Annotated in this window: 15 protein-coding genes and 1 riboswitch; of the genes, 12 read left to right on the top strand and 3 right to left on the bottom strand. The window is 56.9% G+C overall.

Annotation, left to right across the window (positions count from 1 at the left end; translation table 11 throughout):
• Nucleotides 1–8: 8 nt before the first annotated feature.
• Nucleotides 9–2,726: a DUF349 domain-containing protein gene (locus RAE19_RS16760; RefSeq protein WP_313875943.1), complete on the bottom strand. Its 2,718-nt coding sequence runs from the start codon at nt 2,724–2,726 to the stop codon at nt 9–11.
• A 663-nt stretch (nt 2,727–3,389) separates the two neighbouring features.
• Here RAE19_RS16760 and RAE19_RS16755 point away from each other — a divergent pair.
• From RAE19_RS16755 to nrdR, 3 genes are all read left to right on the top strand, one after another.
• Complete coding sequence (locus RAE19_RS16755; RefSeq protein ID WP_313875942.1) at nt 3,390–4,208, top strand: lytic transglycosylase domain-containing protein; 819 nt, start codon at nt 3,390–3,392, stop codon at nt 4,206–4,208.
• A 33-nt stretch (nt 4,209–4,241) separates the two neighbouring features.
• Nucleotides 4,242–4,371, top strand: a riboswitch (ZMP/ZTP riboswitch).
• A gap of 44 nt (nt 4,372–4,415) precedes the next feature.
• Nucleotides 4,416–5,660, top strand: a complete 1,245-nt coding sequence (gene glyA, locus RAE19_RS16750) for a serine hydroxymethyltransferase (protein ID WP_313875941.1) — start codon at nt 4,416–4,418, stop codon at nt 5,658–5,660.
• A gap of 18 nt (nt 5,661–5,678) precedes the next feature.
• Nucleotides 5,679–6,128: a transcriptional regulator NrdR gene (gene nrdR, locus RAE19_RS16745; RefSeq protein WP_313875940.1), complete on the top strand. Its 450-nt coding sequence runs from the start codon at nt 5,679–5,681 to the stop codon at nt 6,126–6,128.
• A 176-nt stretch (nt 6,129–6,304) separates the two neighbouring features.
• Here nrdR and RAE19_RS16740 read toward each other — a convergent pair whose 3' ends face one another.
• Nucleotides 6,305–7,372, bottom strand: a complete 1,068-nt coding sequence (locus RAE19_RS16740) for an MraY family glycosyltransferase (protein ID WP_313875939.1) — start codon at nt 7,370–7,372, stop codon at nt 6,305–6,307.
• 185 nt (nt 7,373–7,557) lie between these two features.
• Between RAE19_RS16740 and pilV the strand changes: the two genes are divergently transcribed.
• From pilV to RAE19_RS16700, 8 genes are read left to right on the top strand one after another with little or no spacing between them, the layout of a single operon-like run.
• On the top strand, nt 7,558–8,226 hold the full coding sequence (gene pilV, locus RAE19_RS16735) for a type IV pilus modification protein PilV (RefSeq protein WP_313875938.1): 669 nt from the start codon (nt 7,558–7,560) through the stop codon (nt 8,224–8,226).
• On the top strand, nt 8,226–9,173 hold the full coding sequence (locus tag RAE19_RS16730; RefSeq protein WP_313875937.1) for a PilW family protein: 948 nt from the start codon (nt 8,226–8,228) through the stop codon (nt 9,171–9,173). Before pilV ends, RAE19_RS16730 begins: the two co-directional genes overlap by 1 nt.
• Entirely contained in the window at nt 9,170–9,781 is a 612-nt protein-coding gene (locus RAE19_RS16725; RefSeq protein ID WP_313875936.1) for a pilus assembly PilX family protein, read from the top strand. The genes RAE19_RS16730 and RAE19_RS16725 overlap by 4 nt, the downstream gene beginning before the upstream one ends.
• A 13-nt stretch (nt 9,782–9,794) precedes the next feature.
• Nucleotides 9,795–14,195 (top strand): pilus assembly protein, encoded by a 4,401-nt coding sequence (locus tag RAE19_RS16720; RefSeq protein ID WP_313875935.1) that lies wholly within the window; start codon nt 9,795–9,797, stop codon nt 14,193–14,195.
• A 4-nt stretch (nt 14,196–14,199) separates the two neighbouring features.
• Complete coding sequence (locus tag RAE19_RS16715) at nt 14,200–14,661, top strand: type IV pilin protein (protein ID WP_313875934.1); 462 nt, start codon at nt 14,200–14,202, stop codon at nt 14,659–14,661.
• Nucleotides 14,613–15,254, top strand: a complete 642-nt coding sequence (locus tag RAE19_RS16710; protein ID WP_313875933.1) for a GspH/FimT family pseudopilin — start codon at nt 14,613–14,615, stop codon at nt 15,252–15,254. Before RAE19_RS16715 ends, RAE19_RS16710 begins: the two co-directional genes overlap by 49 nt.
• On the top strand, nt 15,251–16,381 hold the full coding sequence (gene ribD / locus RAE19_RS16705; protein WP_313875932.1) for a bifunctional diaminohydroxyphosphoribosylaminopyrimidine deaminase/5-amino-6-(5-phosphoribosylamino)uracil reductase RibD: 1,131 nt from the start codon (nt 15,251–15,253) through the stop codon (nt 16,379–16,381). The genes RAE19_RS16710 and ribD overlap by 4 nt, the downstream gene beginning before the upstream one ends.
• A 54-nt stretch (nt 16,382–16,435) precedes the next feature.
• Nucleotides 16,436–17,059 carry a riboflavin synthase gene (locus RAE19_RS16700; RefSeq protein ID WP_313875931.1) on the top strand — a complete coding sequence of 208 codons (624 nt, stop codon included), beginning with the start codon at nt 16,436–16,438 and terminating at the stop codon, nt 17,057–17,059.
• 12 nt (nt 17,060–17,071) lie between these two features.
• On the opposite strand, the gene rpiA is transcribed toward RAE19_RS16700, so the two are convergent.
• The gene (gene rpiA, locus RAE19_RS16695) at nt 17,072–17,770 is read right to left on the bottom strand and encodes a ribose-5-phosphate isomerase RpiA (protein ID WP_313875930.1); all 699 of its coding nucleotides are present in this window, start codon (nt 17,768–17,770) and stop codon (nt 17,072–17,074) included.
• Nucleotides 17,771–17,839: 69 nt separating this feature from the next.
• Here rpiA and RAE19_RS16690 point away from each other — a divergent pair, with 69 nt between their 5' ends.
• Nucleotides 17,840–18,919: a quinone-dependent dihydroorotate dehydrogenase gene (locus RAE19_RS16690; protein ID WP_313875929.1), complete on the top strand. Its 1,080-nt coding sequence runs from the start codon at nt 17,840–17,842 to the stop codon at nt 18,917–18,919.
• Nucleotides 18,920–18,934 lie beyond the last annotated feature (15 nt).

The following is an 18,934-nucleotide window of genomic DNA, read 5'->3' as shown; positions in this document are numbered from 1 at the left end:
CTGCGTGTTTAACGCTTCAACAGAACTTTCAACACATTTTGCAAACGGCGCGCTTGTGTCGCGTCGTACGCTGCTGCCAATACCTGCGCTGTATCTTCAGCCCAGGTTTGAGCGGGTGCGGGGTCATTGCGACGGGTCAACAGTTGCAACTGCATGCCGCGTCGGGCATCCAAATGCTCGGCGGGAGTCGGCACCTCCGCTGCCATTTCCAGGCGCAACAAGTGTTGCGAAGCCACCTCGGACTTCACAGCAGCCGAGGCACTGACAGCCTTCACCCAAGCATTACGGGCCTGACCCGCGGCACGGCCACCCAAGTCTTGAGCCGTAGGTAACAGGGCAGCATCGCGCTTTTCCCACGCAGACAACAACTGCACCAAGGCTTCGCCGTGGGCTTGGGCCGCCAACTTTTTGAGTGCGAATTGGGCGTTTTCCATCGCTTCGCGTTGCGCACGGAAAGCGGTGTCACCCAAACGTGGCGCGCTGCTCATGGGCGCACGGTTGCGGTCACCCATGCCGGCGCGGTCATCGCGACGAGGCGCACGGTCGCCGAACCCGGGCTTGCCGGCATCACGCCCACCGCGCCCTGCATCTTTGCGGTCGCCAAATTTGGACGCGCGGGGATCTGCAGGCGTTTCCTTCTTCATACCGGGACGGTCGTCTCCGCGCACCGCCACCACCGGCTTAGGAGCTGGCTTGGGAGCGACCACAGGCGCTACGGCGGCCGAGGACTCAACTTCTTCAGCAGCTGCTTCCATTGCTACACTTTCGATAGCTACCGACGCAGATTCCGCCTGGGTAGACACCGGATTTTCTTGTTGAACCAAGCCTTGTGCTGCCTGTTCACCGGCGCCTTCCGCGGCCACATCCGCCTGGGCTTGGGCTTGACCATGCAGCGCAGCGTCGAGCGCTGTCATGGCTGCGCGGATGGCGGTTGCATCGCCAGAGGCGTTAGCAGCTTCCAACGCCTTGGCTGCATCAAGCACCGCGCGGTCGCGCGCACCCAAGGCAGCTTCCGCTTTTTCACGGTCAGCACTTTTGCGATTAAAGGCATCGTCAATGGGCTTACGGAAGGCATCCCACAGCTTTTGCTCTTGGCGGCGATCGACCGGGATCGCGTGGGCCTGGGCTTGCCAGCGTTGCTGCAAGGATTTGACCGCATCGATCCGCAGTACCGGCATGGCACCGAGCTGCTTGGCCTCTTCGATCATGGCTTGGCGAGCTGCAAGGCTCTGAGCCTGAACCGCCTCCAGCGGAGCCGCGGCCTCTGCAAAAGCTGCTTTCCACAAGGGTTGCAGCTCCGCAAACATTTTTTCGCCCACATGGCCAGCTTCGCGCCAACGGTCGGAAAACTGATAGAGGATGCGATTGAAACCTTTCCAGTCATCATCCAATGCGGTGCGGTTTGCCGCAGCCCATGCCTTGACCTCGTCAATAAGCGCTAATCGTTGGGCACGGTGCTCGGCAGACTCCGCCTTGACCTTTTCCAACCAGCTCTCCACCACCTTGTAAGCTTCGTTGCAGGCTTCGTCAAAACGCTTCCAAAGCGCATGGTTGGGCACACCGCCTTGGTCGGTTTGCTTCCACTGGTCACGAAGACTGCGCAAGGTTTCTTGCATCTTGCGGCCACCGATCGCCTGTCCATCGGGGCGCTTGAGCAGGCCTTCAGCCTTGCCCACCAGCTCCTCACGAATCTGGTCTGCACGCCAGCGCTGCCAACCTTCCAACTCACCTGCAGCAGACAAAGCGGCGTGGGCCTGGTTTTCAAGCTTGGCATCAATCAGTTTGCCGAATTCTTTTAGGGCGTTGCGCAAGCCTGCAGCGGCACCGGCGCTAGCTTTGCCATGGCCTTCGCCCACTTCTTGCTCAACGGTGGCCAACGCTGCCTTGACCGCAGCTTGCGCTTGTGCGCGCAACTCGGGATCTACCTTGGGCTTGGAAATCTTGGGGGCCACCTCTGCCGGCACGCCGCGCAGCGCACGGATCTCGTCGGCCCACACCGGCACTGGAGGCAAAGGTGCCGCCGCATCTTGCGCGGCAGTCAGGGCGAGTGCCAATGCGGCCTGGAAAGCGTCCCACACCACCAACAACTGGCCTTTGGACGCATCCAACAAAGCCGGGAACTTGACATCCACACTCACCCAGTTGCTGTTGGAAACCAAGGTTTCGGCTTGGCTCTGCCAGTGCTGCACATCGGTGCGCAGGGCATCAACTGCCGTTTGAGCATCTGCCAATGCTTTGGTGGACAGCACTTCAATACGCTGAGCCAGCAATACTGCCGCTTCGCGCTGGACCTGCACCTGGTGTTGCAGGTCTTCGATCCCTTTCACGCGCTCGGAAAGCTGTCCCTTCAGGGTGAGCAATGGCTCTTTACTCAACGGTGCACCCGCTTTGGCGGCATCACGTTGCCAAGCAAGGGCGTCTGCAATATTGAGTTTGGCGGTATCGATCAGGGCTTGCGCTTTGGCAGACCATTCAGCACCCAGTGCTTCCTGACCTTTGGCACGACGGGCCTCATCGAGCTTTTCTCGCACCAATTTGGCGGCGCCCTTGTCCTTCACGCTCAGCTCTTTGAAGACGTCGGCCAACTGTTCGTGGCCCGGCTGGGTCAACAACCAGTCACGAATGCGGGACGCACGCTCCCCCGCAGTGGCAGCGGTAAAGGCTCCGCCAGTCAGACGGTCCAGAGAGGCGATATCAGTGTTTTTAGCAGATTGGTTCGACGTCACAGCGAGCTCAGAGTAAAGTGGGTATGAAATAAGCAACCTCGTATTTTCGCTGCGTTTTCAACACAATCCGCATTGTTTTTGGCGCATTCCACGCAGGAGCCGAAAAAGCCGGGGAGCAAGTCCTCGACGGCAGCGAGTTTTGCCCCTCCTCTCTTGACCGAAGAGCGTGCTTCAGGCGTAAGCTTTGCAGACCAAAAATGTAAAGGGGTGGCGGCTTCATTCGGACACTCCGACCTCCCCTTAGGGTAAGTGCACTGCAGCGGCGGGTGCTCTATATATAGATGCTGCATAGGTCCCCAGAAACACACCCGATGAAAAAGCAAAGCCTTTCTTGCACCCTTTGGACTTGCATTGCAAGTACCCTGCCCTAAGTTAGGTCTCAGCCCAAAAACGGAGAAAAATCGGTCTTTTAGAATCTGTCAACCATATCAAATAGGATTGATATGGTTGACTTGGCATATAAAGCACCCATAGAATCCGCCCAATCCAAATCCCGCCTAGGGATTACCCGCCCCGCTGCCGAACCCGGCATATTCAAATCGCTGCACATGTCGAGACGACGCCGCAGGATATTGATAGCGTACCAACCCAAACGAGGGGACCTGCAAGGACTTGCCGACTTGGCAAACCTAGTCGGCCACCCCCGCCAAAGAAGGAAGAGCTATGACAGCGACTACCCGCATCACCAAAGGCATTCGCACTGTTGCGAACGACATCGCCCAAGGTTTTTTTGAAATTACACACAACGGTTTTGCACTTCTTGGCTTAGCCGTCATGTTCGCAATCATTACTCTGGTTGCACACCCCGAAATCCGCACCGAAAGCGAAGTTCGCCTGATGGGCTGGCTCCAAGACCGCCACGCGCCAACAGCCAGCGTTAACTTGGAGCCAGAGGCTATCGAGCGTGCAACAGCCACCAACCCCCAAGAACTGCCCAAACAACAGGCAGCAGTTGCATTTTGGTTAAGCAAAAAGTACGGCGTCGCACCGGAACCCCTGAGTGCACTGGTGGCAGAAGCCTTTGAAACAGGTCGACGAGCCAAGGTGGACCCCACCTTGATCCTGGCGGTCATGGCGGTGGAATCAGGCTTCAACCCCTTCGCACAAAGCCATGTAGGCGCCCAAGGCCTGATGCAGGTCATGACCAAAGTACACAGCGAAAAATACGAGGGCTATGGCGGCAAGTTGGCAGCGTTCGATCCTGTCTCCAATTTGCGGGTTGGTGCCAAGGTTTTGAAAGAGTGCATAGCCCGCGCTGGCTCGGTCGAGGGCGGCCTCAAGCTGTATGTAGGGGCCGGCAACATGGAATCAGATGGCGGCTATACAGCCAAAGTTTTGGCCGAATACGCGCGCTTGCAAAGTGTTGTGTCCGGCAAACCTATCCAGAGCATTCAGCCTAACCCTGCGGTGATAACGCCCGTGGTTGAGCCGTCTGCTCCACCCACCGTTGAGAATGTGGCGGCGCTGACTCAACCTTCCTGACCAGACGCGGGGCGCCCCGAGTCGGTTAAACTCTCATCCGCACGCGACTGGCGATAGGCACCGTCTTCCTCAGGAAGCCGGTTGCTGACGTGGGACACCACTGGGAAGCGTGCCGCACTACTTTCACAGTTTGTGCGATCAGCCGTTCGCCTGGGCAGCCCTGTTGTCACCATTGACCCACAGGCCCGATCTCCTCAAAGGACTGCCATGTACGACCGCAACATTCTTGTTGAACAAGCCGACCCCGAACTCTGGAACGCCATCCTGGCCGAAAACGCTCGCCAGGAACACCACATCGAGCTGATTGCCAGCGAAAACTACGCTTCGCCCGCCGTCATGGCTGCCCAAGGCAGCCAGCTGACCAACAAATATGCCGAAGGCTACCCCGGCCGCCGCTACTACGGTGGCTGCGAGCACGTCGATGTAGCTGAACAACTGGCTATCGATCGCATCAAACAAATCTTTGGCGCAGATGCCGCCAACGTGCAGCCCCATTGCGGCGCATCGGCCAACGAAGCTGTATTTCTGGCATTCTTGAAGCCTGGCGACACCATCATGGGCATGAGCTTGGCTGAAGGCGGACACTTGACGCACGGCATGCCTCTGAACATGAGCGGCAAATGGTTCAACGTCGTGTCCTATGGTTTGGACGCCAATGAAGCCATCGATTACGAAGCCATGGAGCGCAAGGCCCACGAAACCAAGCCCAAGCTGATCATTGCCGGCGCATCTGCCTACTCTTTGGCCATTGACTTCGCCCGTTTTGCCAAAGTGGCAAAAGACGTTGGCGCTATCTTCATGGTGGACATGGCCCACTACGCCGGCCTGATCGCTGCAGGCGTGTACCCCAACCCCGTGCCTCACGCAGACGTGGTGACATCCACCACCCACAAGAGCCTGCGTGGCCCCCGCGGCGGCATCATCCTGATGAAGGCCGAGCATGAGAAAGCCATCAACAGCGCCATCTTCCCCGGCCTGCAAGGCGGCCCTCTGATGCACGTGATTGCTGCCAAGGCAGTCGCCTTCAAAGAAGCTCTTACCCCCGAGTTCAAGGCCTACCAGGCCCAGGTGGTGCGCAATGCCAAGATCGTGGCAGAAACCTTGACTGCACGTGGCCTGCGTATCGTCAGCGGCGGTACTGAAAGCCATGTGATGCTGGTGGACCTGCGCTCCAAGGGCATTACCGGCAAAGAAGCTGAAGCGGTCTTGGGCGCTGCCCACATGACGATCAACAAGAACGCCATTCCCAACGATCCCGAAAAGCCCATGGTGACCAGTGGTATCCGAGTAGGCACCCCCGCCATGACAACACGCGGTTTCAAAGATGAAGAAGCCCGCGCCACGGCCCACCTGATTGCCGATGTGCTGGACAACCCCCGCGACGAAGCCAACATTGCTGCCGTTCGCGCTAAGGTCCATGCCCTGACCTCACGCTTCCCGGTTTACAAGTAAGCAAGGTCAATATTTACGATGAAGTGCCCCTTCTGCAGCCATTCCGAAACCCAAGTGGTGGAGACACGAATTTCTGAAGATGGGGACTTCATCCGTCGCAGGCGCCAGTGCGGCTCCTGCGACAAACGGTTTACCACCTACGAGCGGCCGGACGTCAACTTTCCGTCCATCGTCAAGAAAGATGGCCGCCGTATCGAATTCGAGCGCGCCAAACTATTGGCCTCGATGAACTTGGCCCTGCGCAAAAGGCCAGTAAGCACCGAACAAATCGACAGCGCCATCGAGCGTATCGAAGAAAAACTCCTGAATCTGGGACTGCGCGAAGTCCAGAGCACCCGCATCGGGGAACTCGTGATGCGCGAACTCAAGAAACTGGACAAGGTCGCCTATGTGCGCTTTGCCAGCGTCTACCGTAGCTTTGAAGACATTGATGAATTCAAGACGTTGGTGGATGAGGTAAGTCGTTAACGCTTAGAAAGCGTGGTACACGTTACGGTTCTTCGGATCACGAACAGTGCTCGAACCGGGACAAATAGCGCCTGACCGAAGGTCGGCTACCAGCAGCGCACCAAAATCGATGCAAAGGCGGGGAGCGTGCCCCGCACGTGCTGCTTTGGGAGCGCATCCCAAACAATTGAAAACACTCACCCCTTCTGCCAAGTCAAACGCCACCGAAACTGAGTGAGCCGAGCATAAACCAAGGCATAGGTGACAACGGCCAAGACCATACCCATTGCCAACATAGCCGGATTTTTTGCAAATATAACGGCCCATCCCGACGGAAGAGCAGCGTACAGCCAACAAAAAGGACTGGTAAGCCCATTCTTCAACTCAGCACCGTAGGCAGGAAAAAGTTTATTGACCACACGTCGGTGAATAAAGTGGTGCAAGTGAGCCTTATCAGGTTGGCCTGGATGATGCCCCTCACGCTTCCTGCGACGCTGCACAGAAAACGCCACCTCTAAAACAGGATAGGCACACACGAGCATGGTCGTCCAAGCAGTAAGTTCTGGATTTCGCATGGGTAGCAGTACCGCGAGCCATGCCAACAAAAAACCCAGTAAATAAGCACCACCATCGCCCAGAAAAATCTTGCCCAGTGGCCAATTTACGGCACCAAAGCCAAGAGCAACAATTGCCACTGAAAAACAGACGGTTGCTGCGGCTACGTCGCCAACTTGCAAACCAATAAGGCCCATTGCAGCGAGCATGATCGCGATAGAGCCCGAGGCCAAGCCGTTGAAGCCATCGATGATGTTGACCGCGTTGGCAACGCCCCCAACAGCGAACGCCGTAAACAAAACCGCAACTGGAGTAAAGGCTAGTAGTTGGTCAAGCACGTCAACGCCTGTGTTCTGCATCGCTACGCCAGTGATGTACCAAGCAACAGCACCACTAAACATCGTCGCGAGCAAGCGCGGTAAAACGCCCACCTTTTTAGTGACATCCTCAATCAAACCAGCCGCGAACGCGGGCAGGCCCGCAATCAGCATCGGACTCAGCAATTCTTTAACTGGTTCAGCTGCAAGCAGCCAAACAGCTGCCAATCCGCACATAACAGCCACACCGCCGATACGCGGCGTCGGATTTACATGATGTTTTTGCACTCCAGAGGTGCCGTCCATACTGAAGTGACCATGCCAATCCTTTGAGAGCACCAAGAAGACAGCCGCAAGCGCAGTCACGAAAAAACCCGCCAAATACATCGACATTCGCCCCCAAAATTGTTGTCTTATTCTATTTGACCCAATCTCCTAAGAGCCCATCGAGCTAGGAAATAACAATGAAAGAAGTATTCGTTCATTTACCTCGGGCACCCCTGCCAAGCGGCTACTTCAATTGGATGAGCGGTGAAGTGGGGCCTTGCTCCCTCAGCATGGATAAATAAACTCCAGTCATGCAGAAATCTATATGTCACTCACTAGGCTTTGAAAAACCAAACGCGGCAAAGATGGGTGGTTTTTCCCTAATTGAGGTGTTGATCTCAGTTGTGGTTTTGTCCTTTGGACTATTGGGAGCCGTGGGGCTGCAAGCCTCCGCCCTTCAATCTAACAGGGAGGCGCGCATCCAATCATCCGCGCTAGCCTTGGCGAGAGAACTAGCAGAAATGATTCGAGGCAACAAAGACGTTGCGTTGCTCACGACCAGCAACCCTTTTCATGGTGACTTTAGTACACCGATGACTGCTCCCACACCTTCATATTGCTTGAAGGTCAGTAACTCATTGACGACAGCAGCAGCAACCCCTTGTGCAGGAGCAAATACAACAGAAACTCAAACAAATATTGCCAACGCTTCTATGACGGAATGGCTTGCAAGGGTAGAGGAAGAGCTGCCCGGCGCACGAGTCGTCGTTTGCGATGATGCGGCCCCCTATACAGCTGGCGGACAACCACAATGGGCGTGCACAGCGGGTACGGACGCCACGAAAGTGGTAAAGATAGGTTGGACCAAAACGTCCACCAACAAAGCGTTGACCGCTGCAAGTGCAATAGAAAAGGCAACCGGCGCAGGCGCTGCGGCGCCCTCAGTGATTCTGGCTCTGACCCCGGGGAACAGCCTGTAATGAACTCTACATTCCAAAACAAGCAGGGCGGCCTGACTTTGATTGAACTGTTGGTGGCCTTGGTCATCAGCTCGGTGATCGCACTCGCAGCATTCTCTGCCATCGTGGTAAGTCGGCAAGGTTTTGCTACGGTCGATGCCGCCTCACAGCTGAGAGACAACGCACGGTTTGCTACGGAGATTATCCAAAGACTTGCGCTACAGACCGGCTATCAGGATGTTGCTTACTCAGCAACTATAAGACCGGCCTCGAGCACCGCGCCCGCAAACGTTTCGGGATTTACTAACGGCACACCCAGTGTTTCTGGAATCCTGGTTACGTCAACCACAAAAGCCTTGGGCACCACAGGGTATGGCAGTGATGTACTCATTTTGCGTTACCAAGCACCGGAAACTTACCCCGGCTCGGGCAAGGTGGACAAAGGGATTATCGATTGCATGGGGAGATCGAAGGCCGACGACGATGACATACCGATAGATCGCGACGATCGATTACTCAGCGTCTTATATGTGGCCGAAAGTCGCGGCCAACCAGCCCTTATGTGTCGTACCGAGTCAGGCTCGGGACAACCCTTGGTCGAAGGCGTTGAAAATTTCCAAGTCCTTTATGGGGTTGATGGTGATAACGATTCCGTTACCGACCGATACATGAGAGCCGATCAATTGATCGTGGCTGGCAACGATGCTGCGACCAAAGCCAATTGGGACATGGTCCGGAGCATCAAGATCGGCTTGATTTTGCGCAGTGGCGTTGGCGCAACCCAAGAAACAGCTTCTCAAACTCTCTACCCCTTTGGCAATGCCCGAGCGTCAGCCAGTGCAGCATTGGGCTCTGCATTTGCAAACTCTGCCAATGACCCGGGCACTGTCGTGAGTGCCCCTGCCGACAGACGCCTGCGTCTCCAGACAAGCTTCACGATCCACCTCCGAAACGAGCAAAACCTGTGAGCAAAAACTCCCCCCTCCATCCAGCACCGGCGTTGCCTGCAAAGCACAAGGGTTCTTCTTTGATTGTGGTGCTGATGATCCTCACGGTGGTCTCCATCGCGGGCATTGCCGGTGTGCAAATTTCCATGCTGAGTGAAAGGAGCGCACGGTCCGATCGGGATATGCAAGTCGCCTGGCAGTCAGCGGAGGCAGGCTTGGTCGATGCTGAAAACGACATCTTCGGCCCCGGCACATCCACCCGCCGCGCGCTTTTTAACGACCCTAAAGATATCTCCGGCTTCGCTGCCGGGTGCGGCTCTACAGGCAACTTTATCGGGCTCTGCGCCATGGTGAGCTCCGGCAAGCCCGCGTGGCTGACCGTTAACTTTGAAACGACAACCACCGGTGCCCAGACCACACGATACGGGCAATACACCGGTCGTACCCTACAAACCGGCAGCGGAATTCAACCCTTCCAGAGTCCGCGCTATGTGATTGAACCTATCAGAGACCCGGCAGACCGCGATCTGAGCAACCCTACTCCCGCGCACATCTACCGAGTCACTGCGATGGGCTTTGGCCCGCGCCTGGAGGCGCAAGCCGTACTCCAAATGATTTACCGGAAATAACCGGAGACCTCACATGCAACTGAATCTGTCTAACATCCCCCGACTCCTGAAGTCGAAGACCAGCCTCGTGGTCAGTGCTGCCCTACTTTTCGGGGGCATCGGAGTTGCATTCTTCGCTAACAGCCAACTCGCCCCACCCAACATACCCGCCGTGAATTTGGCCGCAGACCCGCTGTATGCCCCACCCGCCAGCGACAAACCGGCGATTGCACTCTCGCTATCAGTAGAGTTCCCCACAGTGGGGTCTCAATACCCTTCCGGCTCCGGCACAGATAACAACTACTCCAACACCACAGAGTACCTGGGTTACTACGACGCAGAGAGTTGCTACACCTATAACAATGCTCCAACTGAAACCCTAACCGGTACGGAGACCACGGCAGACTACAAGCGCTTTGACCGTTCTGGGGCTGCCGTGTCCCGGATGTGCACTGACGCCTTCAGCGGCAACTTTTTGAATTGGGCATCCAGCTCAGCGATTGACATGCTACGGCTCGCGCTCTCAGGGGGCGATCGCTATATCGATACCGATTCGCTTACCCTGCTACAGCGCGCGGTCATTCCCAACGGGAATCCCACCTGTATGTGGAACAACGGCAACTTCCCGGCAAAACAACTATCAAGAGATGGGGGAGGCACTGGCCGGTATTGGGGCGCCGTGCCCAACTTGTTGATTACCCAAGCGGGCGCCAACGACATTTGGGTCGCCAACACTCTGAACCGGATTTATTTCGGTACATCACGAACCGGTAGCTGCGGGGACACCACAGCCTACACGCTCGGTGTTGCGGTTCCAGCGCCGGCCTTTGGACCGGTCGCCAATTCATCCTCAGCACTCCCAACAACCGGAATGACCAACTGTGCAGCAGAGAACGGGACATGCTCGTTTAGTGGCAGCAAAGAGGTGTGGTACGGCGCAGGCACAACTTGGAAAGTCGCCCCCGTCACCAGCACCACTGGGGTAGCGTGCAACAACGCAACTTTCGGTGATCCCATTGTAGGTACTGCCAAGCGTTGCTATTACAGAGACGGCACACCGCCCGCAGGCACTGCAGGGCTTAATAGCGATGGCTTTTTTTATGCCCGAGTAAGTGTCTGCACCAGCACTGCAGGCACCCTTACAGATGTTCGCGACTACAACCTTTGCAAGCAATACCCCAACGGCAAGTACAAGCCCACTGGGGTTATCCAAAAATACAGCGATGCCTTGCGCCTGGCCGCCTTTGGTTACGCGCTTGAGCAAACGGCCAGCTACAGCTCTGGCAGGTACGGTGGTGTGCTGCGTGCGCCCATGAAGTACGTCGGCAACCGCACCTTTAACGAAACCGGCCAAGAGAACACCCCTGTTACCGGCAACCCCAATATCGAGTGGGATCAAACCACCGGTGTGCTACGTGCCAACCCTGATGGAGACACCACCTACAACATCTCGGGCGTTATCAACTATCTCAATAAGTTCGGTCGCACAGGTACGCCTGGTGTTTACAAACGTTTCGACCCTGTAGGTGAGTTGCACTACGAAACCTTGCGGTATCTGCAAGGCTTGGGGCCATCCTCTGCCGCAATCAGCTCCCTCACGGCGGACATGTATGACGGTTTCCCTATTTACACCACTTGGACAGACCCCTACGGAGGCTCTCGCACCTCGACAGCGGATTACTCTTGCACCAAGGCAAACATCGTGGTGATTGGGGATGTCAACACGCACGACGGTAACCGCTTGCCAACCACAGATATAGCCAACAACATTCCCAATATCAATGCTTGGCGAACCATTGTTCAAAAATTCGAAAAAAACGAAGTGGCGAACTACACCGACGGCCAAGGTGTCACCACCCGGACTACCGGCAACCCGAATGGCGCCAACAACAGCGTACCCACTAACGTTCGGACCTCCCAAATCATGGGGACTGCTTATTGGGCAAGAACCCACGACATCCGCGGCAGCGACTGGACCAATGCACCCAGCAAACAGCGCCCGGGCTTGCGAGTGCGCACCTTCACATTTGACGTGAACGAAAACGGCTCCAGCGGCGGCACAGGCGCCGAAACCGCCGGTCAACGAGACTACCGCCGATTCGCTAATCAGTTTTTCATGGCAGCGAAATACGGTGGCTTTGAAACAGACCCTTCCAACCCAGAAGGCAACCCCTACAACACTTATGGCAACCCGTTCAAAGACAAAGACGGCAACACCAACAACAATGTGTGGCAAGACACCGTGCGCCCCGCGGGGGAGGCCAACTCGTATTACCTGCAAAGCAGCGCGCGCGGAATTTTGACTGCGTTCGATGAGATTTTTTCGCGGGCATCCACTCAGGCGCGGAGTATTGCTGGGGCTGCCTTGCAAAACAAAAACCTGACCTCTAGCGGCACGGCTTTTTATCAAGGTGCTTTTGATACTTCCAATTGGACTGGGGATGTGATTTCGACCCCCCTTACGCTCAACACAAGCAACGAACTCGTGATCGGCACCACTGCGACGTGGTCTGCGGCTGCGCGCTTGACAGCGATGGCCAACCCCGCGACCACCCGCAACATCGTGGTGGGCCGCACAAGCACGAACCCAAACCCAATAGCCACCGACTTTAAATGGGCAGAGATTGATGCGGATTTGAAAACCAACCTGGGCAAGCTCACACCGTCATCTGCTGAGGACACGCTTGGTTCAGACCGCCTGAGCTACCTGCGGGGCGCCAACACACGGGATGGCACTACCTTCCGCCAACGCACCGGCAAGCTGTTGGGCGACATTGTGAACTCAGGCGTGGTGTATGCGGGCGCCCCTTCGAGCAGCGTTCCAAGCGACAGCAGTTACTCACTTTTTGTGGCTGCTAATGCCGCGCGCACCGCTGCGGTGTATGTGGGTGCCAACGATGGCATGTTGCACGCTTTCAGCGCCGCCACCGGCGACGAGTTGTTTGGCTATATCCCTAGCTGGATGGGCCCCAAACTTGCGGCACTCACTGCCCCTACCTACGCTGCCAACCACCAGGCCTATGTAGATGCAACACCAGTGGTCGGCGAGGTCAAGGTTGCGAACTCATCGCCGGCCAGTGCCAGTGACTGGAAAACCGTGCTGGTTGGCGGCACGGGTGCGGGTGGTCGCGGTGTTTACGCCTTGGATGTGACAGACCCCTCAAGTTTCAGTGCCAGCAAAGTGTTGTGGGAGTTCACCCAACTACATGACGCCGACATGGGCTTTGTGATTGGTGCTCCCAAACTGGTCAAAATGAGAACCAGCGCCCCCAGCGCTGCTAGCCCCACCTACCGCTGGTTTGCGGCAGTGGCGAGTGGCGTCAACAACTATGTGAATGACGGCCTGGGTAATTTCAGCAGCACAGGTGCACCGACGATTTTCTTGCTCGCGCTGGATAAACCTGCTGGCACCGCCTGGACTTCGACAGGCGGTGAGCCCAACTACTACAAAATAGCGCTGCCTTTCAACGCTACGACTTCGTTGACCAACCCAACAGGTGTGGTGAATTTTCAGACGATTATTGGACCGAGCCGTGAAGTCACACAGTTGTATGCAGGTGATCTACATGGCAACCTTTGGAAGCTGGATTTCTCAGAGCTAGGCAGTACGGACTGGAACATTAACAAGCTCTCGTACTTCAAGACCGGATCAGGGCTGACTATTGCCCCGTATCCGATGTACATCGCAAAAAGCGCATCAGGGGCTATTCAGCCCATCACCATGGCACCGGCCTTGTCAGCAGCCGCTGTTGTTTCAAGCACCACCGATATCGTGGTGTCGTTTGCAACCGGCAAATTTATGGAGTCAGGCGATAAGAACAGCACGGCACAGCAAAGCTTTTATTCGATTTATGACAACAACACCCGGACTGCAGATACCAGTTCGCCAGTAGTGCCACCCGCCATTTCAGGGCGCGGGAGGCTCGTGCAGGGCGTGATCAACACGACGGCAGGCACAGTGACGGTCTCCTCTTTCAAATGGGGGCGTCCGTCGAGCGACGCAGACACCACGACGCGGGCAGGCTATTACTTTGACTTTCCATCATCTGGTGAAAAAGCCGTTAGCAACCCCAAGATCATTGGCAACAATCTAACCTTTAACACCTTGATACCTGCTGCACCGGGTAGCACCGGCGGCTGTACGGCGGCGGGCGGTAGTGGCAGAACCTATGACCTGGACTTGGATAGCGGTAACGGAACCTTCAGAACCTCCACGGTGGGCTTACTCGGTGAATCGTTGATTGTTCAAATTCCAAGCGCAATCACCTACACCAAGAGCAGGACCACCGGGCGAAGGACGAAGACTGAATATTCTGACCGCTTAGACACCGGTTCGGGCTCGGCTACCAAAGGGAGCAGAATCACGGTCACCACGGTCTCGGGGCGATTGAGCTGGCGCCAGGTCAACAATTATCAGGATCTCAAAAACAATTAGCCACATGCCATACAGAAAACACTCCAAAGGTTTCACCTTGATCGAGGTGATGATCACGGTTGCCATCGTCGGCATTCTTGCCGCCATTGCACTACCGTCTTACAACTCGGCCGTCTTAAAAGGGCGGCGAGCACAGGCACGTACGGATTTGGTATCGCTGCTCCAGCAACAAGAACGTTACCTCACCCAGCAAAACACCTATTTGGCCTTTACCAACACCGGCGGAACTACCAGTCCGGCATCGGTACCGTTTAAAACCTTCTCTGGCGATGCCCCTGCTTCCGGCCACTACTGGCTATCAGCCGGCACTTGCGATGCAACGCTGACGATCAGAGAGTGTGTGCGCGTCACCGCGACCCCCAAAGTTGCGGACGCCGAGGTTGGCAATTTGTCGATGACCAGCAATGGCGAAAAAGCATGTACGGGTACCGCAAGCGCTTCCAACTTCAGAATGTGCTGGCCATGAATTTTTGCCGCTTAAACGCGCGTGGGTTCACGTTGATCGAACTCATGGTTACCCTTACGATCGCGGCCGCCTTGGCCGCGGTTGCAGTGCCGAGTGTTCAATCGTTTCTACGAAACAACGAACTCTCCGCCGCCAGCACAGCACTTTTAACTGGCATCAACACAGCACGCAGTGAAGCGATGAAAAGTGGTCGTAACACGATGGTGGTACCGGTCAACAACGGCTCTGACTGGTCACAAGGATGGGTGGTGTTTGTAGACAATAACCGTGACCAAAGCTATACGTCTGCCTCGGACACAATAGTTGCACAACAAAGGCCCTTGACGTCCTACTTCTCGGTTGGAGGCAATGGCACCGCCACCGGCACGACGCCGTACATTCTTTTTGATGGTTCGGGCTATGCAAAAGACAAAAGTAATGCGTTTGGAGGGCTTACTCTTAACATTCAACGCAACGACCTGACTGGCGCCGATTTACTGGACCAAACGCGACGAATTATTATTGCCAACACGGGGCGAGCAAGGGTGTGTAAACCGCAAACTGCAACGGATGAGAATTGCAAGGCTTCGGATACAGCTTCGGGTACACAGTGAACGATAGCCATTTGCGTAATGCTCTTTTGCTTGCCCAATCCGCGATCAAGCTCACTAACCCTAACCCGAGAGTCGGCTGCTACATTGAAGACGCTTCTGGGCGAGTCCTAGGCCAAGGCCACACCCAAAAAGCCGGTGGACCCCACGCCGAAGTCATGGCCTTGCGCGACGCGGCTGAAAAAGGCAACTCCGTCGAAGGCGCCACCGCCTATGTCACCCTTGAGCCCTGCTCCCACCATGGCCGCACCGGCCCCTGCTGCGATGCGCTGATACAGGCGGGCATTAAAAAGGTGGTGGCTACCAACCTGGACCCCAATCCCTTGGTGGCGGGTAACGGCTTTGCCAGGCTGCGCGCGGCGGGTGTTGAGGTCGAAGTGCTTGCACCTGACCACCCGCTGGCAGTTCAATCCCGCGAACTGAACATCGGCTTTTTCAGCCGCATGATCCGCAAGACCCCGTGGGTGCGGATGAAAGTGGCGGCGTCGTTGGACGGTACTACTGCTTTGGACAACGGCGCTAGCCAGTGGATCACTGGGCCCGACGCGCGGGCGGATGGCCATGCCTGGCGCGCCCGGTCGTGCGCCATCCTGACCGGCATAGGCACCGTGTTGGCAGACCGGCCCCGATTGGATGTCCGCTTGGTGGACACCCCACGGCAGCCGCATCTCGTGGTGGTGGATAGCACGTTGGAAACGCCGCCGGATGCTCCGTTTTTTATAGCGGGTCGCGCAGTCTTCATCTACACCAACGGCCAAAACGCTTCTAAAAGAGCCGCTCTAGAGCAGGTTGGCGCAACGATCGTGGATATGCCTGAGCGCAATCCCCAAGGCGAGCTCACGGGCAAAGTGGACCTAGCGGCGATGATGCGTGACCTCGGCCGCCGCGAAATCAACGAGCTCCATGTGGAAGCCGGCTTCAAACTCAATGGCTCGCTGGTCCGCGCTGGTTTGGTGGACGAGTTTGTGGTGTATCTCGCGCCCAAACTGCTGGGCCAGGGCGCTGGAATGTTCCATATCGGGCCACTCACCGAATTGAGCCAAGGCGTACAGCTGGAGTTCAAATCCACGGAGATGGTGGGCCCTGACTTGCGCGTAGTAGCCCGCGTGCAAGGGCGCGACCGATTCTAGGGTTTTGCGGGTGGGGCCATCTCTGCCCCGCCCTTTCCCTGCCAAAATGCAGGCATGTTCACAGGCATCATTACCGGCGTAGGCCGCATTTCCGCCGTCCAGGCTCTGGGCGAATCCACCACCCACGGCAAGCGCCTGACGATCGAGGCGCCGGCCGGCTACCTGGACGATGTGGGCCTCGGCGACAGTATTGCGCTCAACGGCGCCTGCATGACCGTCACCACCTTTGATGTAGCGGCGCAAAAATTCACCATCGACATTTCTGCAGAGTCCCTCGACAAAACAGCAGGCCTCGACGGACTGGGTACCGTTAACCTCGAGAAGGCCTTGCGCGCCAACGATCGTTTGGGTGGGCACATCGTGTCGGGCCATGTGGACGGTATGGGCAGCATCAGCCACTTTGCCCAAGTGGGTGAAAGCTGGGAGCTGCGGGTGTTGGCGCCTCCCAGTTTGGCCAAGTACTTGGCCTACAAAGGCTCGATCACGGTCAATGGCGTGAGCCTGACGGTGAACCGTGTGGCAGACCTACCTGACGGTTGTGAGATCAGCATCAATCTGATACCCCACACGGTTGAAAACACCGCATTGGGCACTCTCGCCCAAGGCAGCCGTGTCAACTTGGAGATTGATACGGTGGCGCGCTATGTAGAGCGCATGATGTCTGCGCCCGCGGTTTAAAACGTCTGCGTTTTACTGAAACGTCAACGTTTTGACGCCAGTGGCAGTGCCCAGCAAGCACACTTGGGCGCGCTGGTAGGCAAACACACCCACCGTCACCACGCCGGGCCACTGGCTGACTTCGGCCTCAAACGCCAGCGGGTCGGTGATCTGCAGGCCGGTCACGTCCACGATGTACTGCCCGTTGTCGGTCACCAAGGGTTTGCCGTCTTTCAAGCGGATAGCCCCTTTGCCGCCTTTGGCCGCAAACTGGGCGATGACACGCTGCGTCGCCATGGGGATGACTTCCACCGGCAAGGGGAACTTGCCCAGCGTTTGCACCAGTTTGGACTCGTCGGCAATGCACACAAACTTGGCGCTTTGAGCGGCCACGATCTTCTCCCGGGTTAATGCTGCGCCACCACCTTTGACCATGTTGCCAGCGCCGTCAATCTCGTCGGCACCGTCGATATAGACCGAGAGCTTGTCCACTTCGTTGCTGTCAAACACCTGGATGCCCAGCGCCTGCAAGCGCTCGGTGCTGGCCACAGAACTGGACACTGCACCCTTGATTTGGTCCTTGATGGTGGCCAGCGCATCGATGAACTTGTTGACGGTGGAGCCGGTACCCACGCCCACGATCTCGCCTGGCACCACGTACTGCAGGGCGGCTTGGCCTACCAGGGTTTTGAGTTCGTCTTGGGTCAGTGCGGGGGGTGTAGATGTGGTCATGGCGAAAAATGGTGAGCGCGTCCTGACGGACAATCGGGGGAGTTGAAATCTGAAAGCAGGAATTATCCGATGTCTCTGGTGCCCTACGCCCTCGCCCGCCGCGTTTTGTTCAATCTGGACCCCGAAGTCGCCCACGACATCACCATGGCCGGCCTCGCCGCCAGCCAAGGCAACCCGCTCAAGTTGGCCTACTGCAACAGCCGGGTGGACGACCCTGTCACCATCGCCGGCTTGAAGTTTCCCAACCGCGTGGGCATGGCCGCCGGCCTGGACAAAAACGCGCGCTGCATTGACGGCCTAGGTGCCATGGGCTTCGGCTTTGTGGAAGTGGGCACCGTCACCCCGCTGGCCCAACCGGGCAACCCCAAGCCCCGCATGTTCCGCTTGCCCGAAGCCAACGCGCTGATCAACCGGCTGGGCTTTAACAACCATGGCCTGGATGCCTTCATTGCCAATGTGCAGCGTTCTGCCCTGCGCCAGAGCAAAAATCCGTCGCTGCTGCTGGGCCTGAACATCGGCAAAAACGCGGCCACCCCCATCGAGAAGGCCACCGACGACTATCTTGTTTGCCTCGACGGTGTGTACCCCCATGCGGACTACATCACCGTCAACATTTCCAGCCCCAACACCAAGAACCTGCGCAGCCTGCAAAGCGACGAGGCGCTGGACGCTCTGCTAGGCGCCATTGCCGAACGCCGCGAACAGCTGGCCCAGAAGCACGGCCAACGCAAACCCGTCTTTTTGAAAATCGCCCCGGACCTGGAAGCTGACCAGGTTGCCGTGATTGCCGCCACCCTCAAGCGCTACGGCACCGACAGCAGTGGTAAGGTCAACAACGCCTGGGGTGTGATTGGCACCAACACCACCTTGTCACGCGAAGCCGTCAAGGGCATGCCTCACTGCGACGAGGCAGGTGGCCTTTCAGGTGCGCCGGTGCTGGAGAAAAGCAACGCTGTCATTGGCCAACTGCGTGCAGCGCTGGGCAAAGACTTCCCGATCATCGGCGTGGGCGGCATCATGAGCGCAGCCGATGCAGTGAGCAAAATCAAAGCGGGTGCGGATGCAGTGCAGATCTACACCGGTTTGATTTACTCAGGCCCCCAGCTGGTGAAAGACGCAGCCGTGGCCATCAAAAACTTAAAGAAATAAGCCGCTAGCGCACGT

Origin of the sequence: Rhodoferax potami, assembly GCF_032193805.1 — a bacterium.
In the GTDB taxonomy this organism is placed as follows: Bacteria; Pseudomonadota; Gammaproteobacteria; order Burkholderiales; family Burkholderiaceae_C; genus Allorhodoferax; species Allorhodoferax potami_A.
This window is presented reverse-complemented; position numbering and strand designations above follow the sequence as displayed.